The organism is Achromobacter sp. Marseille-Q0513 (genome assembly GCF_018195695.1).
GTDB lineage: Bacteria > Pseudomonadota > Gammaproteobacteria > Burkholderiales > Burkholderiaceae_B > Achromobacter.
This window is the reverse complement of record NZ_JAGTJY010000235.1, coordinates 1-8072: the sequence shown is the minus strand read 5'-3', so window position 1 is coordinate 8072 and position 8072 is coordinate 1. Positions and strand designations below refer to the sequence as shown.

The following is an 8072-nucleotide window of genomic DNA, read 5'->3' as shown; positions in this document are numbered from 1 at the left end:
GGCGCGCAGCGCCTCGCGCCAGCCGGCGTAGCCGGTGCCGGCGGCCAGCGGCAGGTTCAGGTTGCAGCCCTCGCCGGCGCCCGCGCCGCGTTCGTCGGCGTGTCCCAGGAAGAACGGATACTCGGTGAGCGGATCGCCGTGCACCGACACGGTCAGCACGTCGCCGCGCTCATAGAAGATGGTCTGGGTGCCGTTGCCGTGGTGGTAATCGATGTCCAGCACGGCGACGCGCGCGGCGCCGGCCTCGCGCAGCGCCTGCGCGGCCAGGGCCGCGTTGTTCAGGAAGCAGTAGCCGCCGAAGAAGTCCGGGCCGGCGTGATGGCCGGGCGGACGCGTCAGCGCCATGGCCGCGCGCGCGCCGCCCGCGCCGCCCACGGCACGCGCCGCGTCGATGGCGCAGGCCGCGCCGGCCAGCGCGGCGTCCCAGGTGCCGGCCGTCAGCGGCGAGCCGCTGTCGAACGAATACAGGCCGACGCGCGCGGCGAAGTTGGCGGGCGTCACGTCATGGCGGAAACCCCGCACCGGCCAGACGGACGGCAGCACGTCGAGTTCGGCGTTGGCCGGATCCAGCGCGATCCACTCCTGCCACGCGCCTTGCAGGAAATCCAGGTAGCGCGGGCTGTGCACGCGCCCCAGCAGCGCCATGTCGGCGGGCGCGGGCGCGCGCAGTTCGCCGATGCCGCGTTGGCGCAGCGCCTGCAGCACGAATTCCAGCCGCGCGGGCGATTCATGGCAAGGCACCAGCTTGCCTCGGAACATTTCCTGGCGGCCGGCGTGGCGGTGATGGACGGGGTTGTGGAAGATCAGCACGGTAACGCTCTGTCGTTGGGGAATGCGCCACTATAGCGGCCGTGCGGCATAGAAGGCGACGGCGGCCAGCTCGCGCAGCAGCGAATACAGGTCGCGCGGCTCGGCATAGGCCGGATGCGCGCCGCCCACTTGCAGGATGCCGTGGCGCCTGAGCGCCAGCATGGTGCGCGGCACATGGAAATACTGCGTCACGGCCAGCGCGCGGACATAGCCATGCTCGCGCATGTAGGCGCTGGCGTGGCGGGCCGTGGCCCAGGTATCGACGCCGGCGCTGTCCGCCACGATGCGGTCGGCGGGCACGCCGCGGCCGATCAGGTAGTCGCGCATTACGGCGGCTTCGTCGGCGCCGGCCGCGTCCACGCCGCCGCTGACGAACAGGATGCGGCATTGCGCGGCGGCGTAGCAGTCATAGGCGCGGTCCAGGCGCGCGGCCAGGCGTGGCGAGGGCCGGCCGTCGGGCGCGACCGTATTGCCCAGCACCACGGCCACGTCCGCGGGACCGGCTGGCGCCAGCAGGCCGACGGCGGCCAGGATCGAGGCGGCCAGCACGACGAACGTGGCCAGGACAGCCAGGCCGCGCGCGAGGCGTCGTCGGAAGGATTTCAACTCAGCGTGCCTGCCGATCTGGCGCCGGGGCGGCGTCCTGCGCGGGCGCCGCGCGACCGTGCCTGTCGATGACCAGATCGACGTAGCGCAGCCACTTGAGCGTCGCGGCGTCCTTCTGCCCGGGCAGGCGCACCTGCAGCCAGCCCGCCGGTCGCAGCGCCACTACGTCATACCGCTCGCCTGAGCGCAGCTGCGTCGAAGGGCCGTTCTTGATGTCGGGCGCGTCATAGAGGTCGACGCGGTCGAAGGGCGTCACGTTGTCGCCGCCGTCGAACGGCGAGCCTTCGCCTTCCAGCAGGATTCGGGCCACCGTGCCGTCGCCGTGGAACTCGTACTGGGCGTCGACCTTCGCGCTTGCCTGCGGGAACCAGACCTGCGTGCTCCAGGACACGGGAACGGCCGTGCCGTCGGGGCGCACGGTGTAGCTTTCCTCTCCCAGGTTGTCGGCGCTGTATCGGCAACCCGTGGAGAAGGCGGGCTTGCCGGCGTCGAAGACCGGGTTGACGAAGCCATGGCAGGGGCTGGCCTCGGGAGCCGGATGGCGGATCTCCTGGTAGCGTCCCTCGTTCGGGCGATACAGGAACAGGCGCATGCGTGCCTGCGTGCCGCCGCCGGATTGGCCGATGGCCAGGTCGGCGTAACCATCGTGGTCGATGTCGGGCGTTTCGAACACATCCACTGCTTCGTCGTCCATGACGGCCAGTTGCTGGACGGGACCCTTGCCCACGCGCGCCGAGACTGTGTGCCGGTCCTGCCCCGACACGGTGACGACCGCCGTCAGGCCGGGCTTGATCTGGTACGTGTGATCGCGCGCGCCGGCGTATGCGCCGGGCAGGAGCAGGACGAGGATGGCGGTGGCCAGAAGGGTGCGCTTCAAGGTCTTGCTCCCGTGTCGGTCGGATGGCCTGCATTATGCAGCAGCGGCGCGCCGGCCTTACGGGTATTACCGGGGGGCCGCGCCGCCGGGCCGACGCGGCGATCGTGAGTAGAATGGCCGATACCGGCCAGACCGCCCGCGCCCGCCATGAATCTCCCGTTTCCGATCCGCCAAGAATGCCCGCCGGGCGCCTGTGTGTGCGACCGCGACAGGCTATTGGCCGATCCCGCCGCCGACATCCGCGTGCTGCGGCTCACCAAGGAAGAGGAAAAGCGCCTGATCGCGCGGCTGGAAAACCTGGCCAGCCTGGCCGACCTGCGCGGCATGCAGGAACGCTTGCGGGCGCAGCTGGGCATCGTGGTCCGGATCCTGCCCAGCGACAACGAGGTACGCACCACGCGCGGCATCTTCATCCAGCTGGATGAGCAACCCGGCCTGTGCCGCAAGACGCGCTCGGCGATTCCGGCGGCGATCCGCCGCAGCTTCGATAACCGCCCTGAAATCGTCTATGCGCTGCTGAACGAGCGCGACCTGCTGGCTGGCGCCTGAGCGGGCCGATTCAGCGACGGCGCGGTCCCGGGCAGGGGTTCAGCGGCTCCACGCGGGTCGGCGTGCGCCCCGCCTGCGGGCTGGATTCCATCTTCTTGCCGCTGCGCGCCGGGTAGGCCAGCAGCACGGCGGCGCCGGTTTTCAGCGTCGGCGATTGCGCGGTGCCATAGGCGACCGTCCAGCCGCGCGTCGCCAGTGGCGCCAGCGTGTATTGCAGCGCCGATCCGGGCGACACGTGCGCGACCTTGCCGGCGTACAGCTCTTCTTCGCGGACCAGCTGGTCGTTCATCGATTGGTATGTGGCGATGCTGACCAGCGCGGCCGATTCGCCGTGGCGGGCCAGGACGGCGGTTTCATATTTCCCGGGAGCGATGTCGGTGAGGCTGACCTCGATCTCGCCGGCCGCATGCCCGCCGGCGTCCAGGCGCACGCCGGTCACGTCGGCGCGCGCCAGCGGCACGGCGCCGGTATTTTCCACGCGCACGCTGTATTGGCCGGAGGTGCCGGCCACGGTGCAGACGATGACGCCATAGGCGGGGGCGATGCTCAGGGCCGACGCGGGACCGGCGGCCAGCGCCGTGGCCAGCAGGCATAGGCGGGCGGGTGTCGTGTTCACGGGTTCCTCCTCAGGCGACTTGGGTGATGGTCCGCAACGCGCCCAGGTCGATCCTGCCTTCGACAAAATCCCTGATGGCATCTTCCGCATCCATGATTCGTTCCCCGTGTGGCTGAATTCAGCGCTTGCGGCCCGCTGCCAGCGCGTGCCCGCGCCGGCGGCGGGCGACCGCAAGCCAGGGCATTATCCCACCACCTGGCCGCCGGCCTGGTCGGCCTGCTGGCGCTTGCCGGCCAGCCAGTGCAGGATCAGCGCCAGCACCAGCAGCGCGGCCATGATGAAGCCCCAGAAGATCCAGCCCAGCACCGAGATCCAGGTGCCCAGGCCGCCGGCCGCGGGCAGGATCTGGTTCAGGCCCTGCACGGCCCACACCAGCGATTCCTGCAGGCCCTTCAGCCAGGAAGGATCGACCCAGGGCGCGGCCCAGGCCGGCGGATTCCATTGCGCGGTGCCCAGCGCGGCGGCGCCCGGCACCTGCGAGCCGGCGATCAGCGACAGCACCCAGTTGGCCAGCTGCAGGGTCAGGGCGACGAATCCGGTCCACAGCGCGGCCAGCGTGGCGAAAGCGATCCAGATGATTTTCTTCATGAAAACGGTACTCCAGAGTGCGGAAAAGCCACCAGGATAGAGCCGATTCTATTTCCGAAAAAACAGCGATAATGTGACAAACGTTAAGAAAAAACCGAAGTCTTGGCTTGCTCCAGGATGCGTCGCACCAGGGGATGGTTCTGTCCCCGGCGATTGCGGATGGCGTGGATCTCCTCGTGGACCGCGTCGCAGCGGGCCAGCGGCCGCAGGCCGCGCAGCAGGCCGATGTCGTCGCCGCCCAGCCGGCTAAGCGGAAACACGCCCAGGCCGCGCGCGGCGAACACCGACATCAGCGCGCTGTCCTCGAATTCCCCGACCACGTTGGGATGGATGCCCTGCTCGCGGAACCAGCGGTCCAGGGTCTGGCGCAGCACCGAGTGGCCGGTGGGCAGCAGCACGGGCAGGCGCTCCAGCGACTGCGGAAACGCCTGTACGTCGGCGCGCCGCAGCAGGCGCGAGGGGCCATACCAGTCCACCGGCGAGGACACCAGCCGGTCGCTGGTCAGGCGCAGGTTGGGATTGGTCGGCGCGCCCTGGCCGGCCAGCACCAGATCCAGGTGATGCTGCGCCAGTTCGCCCAGCAGTTCCTCGAACTCGCCTTCGTGGCAGGTCAGCCGCAGGTCTGGCGTGTCCAGCACCGGGCCGAGCAGCGCGTGCGCGGCCAGCTTGGAAATGCCGTCGGACAGGCCCACGGACAGCCGGATCACCGGCTTGGTGGCGGCGGTGCGCACTTCCTGCGCCAGGCCCTGGCCGATCTGGAAGATTTCCTCGGCGCGGGCGAAGGCCGCCTGGCCGGCGTCGGTCAGGGCCACGCCGCGTCCGGCCGGCTTGAGCAGCTGGTGCCCCAGGTTGCGCTCCAGCTCGCGCACCTGGGCGCTGATGGTCTGGATGGCCATGTCCAGCCGTTCGGCGGCGCGGGAGAAGCCGCCTTCCTTGGCGACCATCCAGAAGTAGTACAGATGGCGGTAATTCAGCATGGGGACGGATCCGGTATTTCCAATACTTCGCTTTTTTCGAACCTTAACTCAATTTCCAGCTGATTTCTCAAGCAGGCCCGGATCCGGATCATGAGCGCCTTCGGATCTTAGATTTCAGACCCAAGCGGAACACATATGGAAACCCTGCTGACCTTCTTCAATGCCGACTTCCTCGGCACGCCAGCCTGGAGCTGGCTGCTCTTCCTGGGCATCGTCGTGACGCTGCTGGCCTTCGACCTGGGCGTGCTGCACCGTGACGAACGCGAGATCGGCGTGCGCGAAAGCCTGCTGCTCTCGGCCGGCTACATCACCGCCGCGCTGATCTTCGGCGCCTGGGTGTGGTGGCAGATGGGCGCGGCCAGCGGCATGGCCTACTACACCGGCTTCATGATCGAGAAGTCGCTGTCCATGGACAACGTCTTCGTCATCGCGCTGATCTTCAGCTTCTTCGCGATCCCGCGCCAGTACCAGCACCGCGTGCTGTTCTGGGGCATCCTGGGCGTGATCGTGCTGCGCGCCATCATGATCGGCCTGGGCGCGGCCCTGGTCAGCAACTTCGGCTGGCTGCTGTACCTGTTCGGCGCGTTCCTGGTGTTCACCGGCATCAAGATGTGGCTGATCGCCGACCAGGAGCCGGACATCGCCAGCAACCCGATCCTGAAGTTCCTCAAGCGCCGCATGCGCGTGACGGACGGCCTGCGCGGCAATGCGTTCTGGGTCTACGAGAACGATCCGGCCACGTCGCGCAAGGTGCGCTGGGCCACCCCGCTGCTGCTGGCCCTGGTGCTGATCGAGTTCGTGGATCTGTTGTTCGCGGTGGATTCGGTGCCGGCGATCTTCGCCATCACCACCGACCCGTTCATCGTGTACACCAGCAACATCTTCGCGATCCTGGGCCTGCGCGCGCTGTACTTCGCGCTGGCGGCGATGATCCACCGCTTCCACTACCTGAAGTACGCGCTGGCCCTGGTGCTGGTGTTCATCGGTGGCAAGATCTTCCTGGTCGGCTTCATCGGCAAGGTGCCGGCGGCCCTGTCGCTGAGCGTGACCTTCGGCCTGATCCTGGGCGGCGTGCTGTTCTCGCTGTGGAAGACGCGCAAGGCGGCCTTGCAGGCGGGCTGATTCCGCGAGGACCGGCGGCCCCTCAAGGGGCCGTCGGCCCGATGAAGTCCACGATGGCCCGCGCCGCTTCTTGCGGCGCGGTTTGCAGCAGGCAGTGCGGCGCGGCGATCTCGACCCGTCGCGCCTGCGGGATCAGGGCCATGACATGGTCCCCCGCCCGGCGCGGCACCACGCGATCGTCGCGCGCGCGCAGGTACAGCACCGGCAGCGTCACGCCGCTCATGAGGGGGCCGGCATCCACGTCCATCACGGCCCGCAGCCGCGCGCGCATGACCCTATCCTCGGCCCGCGACACCGCGTCCAGCAGCTGGGTCCGCAGGCCGGGATCGGCGCGCGGTCCCAGCAGCATGCGGACGAGCAGGGCGCCGGGCAGCAGCGATACCGGGAGCAGGCCGGCCAGGAATCGGGCGTAGCCCAGTTCCGGCCGGGGATTGCGCAGGAAGGTCGCGCACAGGATCAGCCCACGCAAGCCGGGCGGCGGAGCGGCGGCGATGGCCGCGGCGATGGGGCCGGAGAACGATTCGCCCAGCAGCACGAAAGGCTGGTCCTTGGGTAGCGCGCGCCGCGCGTGCGCCTCCAGCTCGGCATAGCCTAGCGGCCGGTCGCAGGGGTAGCGGACGACAATGGTCCGCAAGGCGGGAGGCAGCGCGGACAGCAAGGGCGCGAACAGATCGCCCGTGCCGTCCATGCCGGGCAGGAGTACCAGCGCGGTCATGCGGGATTCCGGTGTGAGCGTGGGCGCATTGTGGCATGGCGGGCGCGCCATACGCGGCCGATATGGATGAGGCGCGATCCGGGTATTTGTGGCGCGGGCGTTGCGGGCGTAGAGTGCGCAGGGCACGCAGACACCATTCCGGAGCCGCCATGAACTGGTCAGCCAAGCAGTATTCCGCCTTCGAGAACGAACGCACCCGCCCGGTGCGCGACCTGGTCGCCGCCCTGCCCAACGAGCGCGTGGCGCGGGCCGTGGACCTGGGCTGCGGCCCGGGAAACTCCACCGAGGTGCTGGCCGCGCGCTATCCGGACGCCGCGATCAGCGGCACGGACAATTCGCAGGACATGATCGACGCGGCGCGCAAGCGCCTGCCCGGCCTGGCCTTCGAACTGTCGGACATCGGGGCCTGGAATCCGCCGGGAGGCTACGACGTGATCCTGGCGAACGCCTCCCTGCAATGGGTGCCGGGGCACGAGGAACTCTATCCGCGCCTGGTGGGCAAGCTGGCGCCGGGCGGCAGCCTGGCGGTGCAGACCCCGGACAACATGGAAGAGCCGGCGCACCGGCTGGCGCGCGAGGTCGCGGCGGACGGTCCCTGGGCCGCCAGGATCGGCGCGGTCAAGCACCCGCCGCGCCACAGCGCCGCCTGGTACTACGAATTGCTCAAGCCGGTCTGCGGCCGGCTCGATGTGTGGCGCACCATCTATCACCATCCCCTGGCCGGCGCGGCGGCGGTGGTGCAATGGTTCACCAGCACGGCGCTCAGGCCCTACCTGGGTCCGCTGGATCCGACAGAGCAACAGGCCTTCCTGGCCGAATACCAGGCGCGCATCGAACGCGCCTATCCGGCCCTGTCGGACGGCACCGTGCTGCTGCCGTTCCCGCGCCTGTTCATCGTCGCCGGGGCGAAGTAGCGGGCGGGTGTGGTGCCCAGCGCCTTGCGGAACATGGTGATGAAGGCGCTTACCGATTCATAGCCCAGCTGGTCGGCGCTGCGCTGCACGGACAAGCCCTCCGACAGCCATTGCAGCGCCAGGATGATGTGCAGGCGCTGGCGCCAGCGGCCGAAGCTCATGCCGACCTCCTGGCGCACCAGCCGCGCCAGCGTGCGCTCGCTCATCGCCACGCGCCGGCTCCAGTCGGCCAGGGGGGCGCGGTCGTCGGGCCGCGCCGCCAGCGCGTCGGCGATCTCGCGCAGGCGCGGGTGGGCGG

Annotated in this window: 11 protein-coding genes; 3 read left to right on the top strand and 8 right to left on the bottom strand. The window is 69.5% G+C overall.

Annotated features, from left to right (window positions below):
* The 3 genes from KDH83_RS27995 to KDH83_RS27985 form a co-directional block, all read right to left on the bottom strand.
* A partial coding sequence (locus KDH83_RS27995) for a histone deacetylase family protein (RefSeq protein ID WP_212321744.1) occupies positions 1-810 on the bottom strand: 810 nt, incomplete at its 3' end.
* Positions 811-840: 30 nt separating this feature from the next.
* Entirely contained in the window at positions 841-1416 is a 576-nt protein-coding gene (locus tag KDH83_RS27990; protein ID WP_212321736.1) for a YdcF family protein, read from the bottom strand.
* Position 1417: 1 nt separating this feature from the next.
* Positions 1418-2293 carry a hypothetical protein gene (locus tag KDH83_RS27985; RefSeq protein ID WP_212321727.1) on the bottom strand — a complete coding sequence of 292 codons (876 nt, stop codon included), beginning with the start codon at positions 2291-2293 and terminating at the stop codon, positions 1418-1420.
* Positions 2294-2440: 147 nt separating this feature from the next.
* Between KDH83_RS27985 and KDH83_RS27980 the strand changes: the two genes are divergently transcribed.
* Positions 2441-2842, top strand: coding sequence for a hypothetical protein (locus tag KDH83_RS27980; RefSeq protein ID WP_212321725.1), 402 nt, complete (start codon positions 2441-2443; stop codon positions 2840-2842).
* Between the two features lie 10 nt (positions 2843-2852).
* Here the strand turns inward: KDH83_RS27980 and KDH83_RS27975 are convergent, their stop codons facing one another.
* The 3 genes from KDH83_RS27975 to KDH83_RS27965 form a co-directional block, all read right to left on the bottom strand.
* Entirely contained in the window at positions 2853-3458 is a 606-nt protein-coding gene (locus KDH83_RS27975; RefSeq protein ID WP_349291682.1) for a hypothetical protein, read from the bottom strand.
* A 183-nt stretch (positions 3459-3641) separates the two neighbouring features.
* Positions 3642-4046 carry a hypothetical protein gene (locus KDH83_RS27970; protein WP_212321724.1) on the bottom strand — a complete coding sequence of 135 codons (405 nt, stop codon included), beginning with the start codon at positions 4044-4046 and terminating at the stop codon, positions 3642-3644.
* Positions 4047-4129: 83 nt separating this feature from the next.
* Positions 4130-5023 carry a LysR substrate-binding domain-containing protein gene (locus tag KDH83_RS27965; RefSeq protein ID WP_212321722.1) on the bottom strand — a complete coding sequence of 298 codons (894 nt, stop codon included), beginning with the start codon at positions 5021-5023 and terminating at the stop codon, positions 4130-4132.
* Between the two features lie 135 nt (positions 5024-5158).
* Here KDH83_RS27965 and KDH83_RS27960 point away from each other — a divergent pair, with 135 nt between their 5' ends.
* Positions 5159-6145 (top strand): TerC family protein, encoded by a 987-nt coding sequence (locus KDH83_RS27960; protein WP_103276028.1) that lies wholly within the window; start codon positions 5159-5161, stop codon positions 6143-6145.
* A 22-nt stretch (positions 6146-6167) separates the two neighbouring features.
* Here the strand turns inward: KDH83_RS27960 and KDH83_RS27955 are convergent, their stop codons facing one another.
* The gene (locus KDH83_RS27955; RefSeq protein ID WP_249205404.1) at positions 6168-6860 is read right to left on the bottom strand and encodes an alpha/beta hydrolase; all 693 of its coding nucleotides are present in this window, start codon (positions 6858-6860) and stop codon (positions 6168-6170) included.
* A 149-nt stretch (positions 6861-7009) separates the two neighbouring features.
* Here KDH83_RS27955 and tam point away from each other — a divergent pair, with 149 nt between their 5' ends.
* On the top strand, positions 7010-7774 hold the full coding sequence (tam, locus tag KDH83_RS27950; RefSeq protein WP_212321720.1) for a trans-aconitate 2-methyltransferase: 765 nt from the start codon (positions 7010-7012) through the stop codon (positions 7772-7774).
* Here tam and KDH83_RS27945 read toward each other — a convergent pair.
* A partial coding sequence (locus KDH83_RS27945) for an AraC family transcriptional regulator (RefSeq protein ID WP_212321719.1) occupies positions 7702-8072 on the bottom strand: 371 nt, incomplete at its 5' end. The two genes, tam and KDH83_RS27945, sit on opposite strands and share 73 nt — an antisense overlap.

Bases quoted from the DNA above. Each gene is read 5' to 3' on its own strand.
- KDH83_RS27980 (WP_212321725.1), top strand. From the start codon at position 2,441: ATGAATCTCCCGTTTCCGATCCGCCAAGAATGCCCGCCGGGCGCCTGT.
- KDH83_RS27970 (WP_212321724.1), bottom strand. From the start codon at position 4,046: ATGAAGAAAATCATCTGGATCGCTTTCGCCACGCTGGCCGCGCTGTGG.
- KDH83_RS27965 (WP_212321722.1), bottom strand. From the start codon at position 5,023: ATGCTGAATTACCGCCATCTGTACTACTTCTGGATGGTCGCCAAGGAA.
- KDH83_RS27960 (WP_103276028.1), top strand. From the start codon at position 5,159: ATGGAAACCCTGCTGACCTTCTTCAATGCCGACTTCCTCGGCACGCCA.
- KDH83_RS27955 (WP_249205404.1), bottom strand. From the start codon at position 6,860: ATGACCGCGCTGGTACTCCTGCCCGGCATGGACGGCACGGGCGATCTG.
- tam (WP_212321720.1), top strand. From the start codon at position 7,010: ATGAACTGGTCAGCCAAGCAGTATTCCGCCTTCGAGAACGAACGCACC.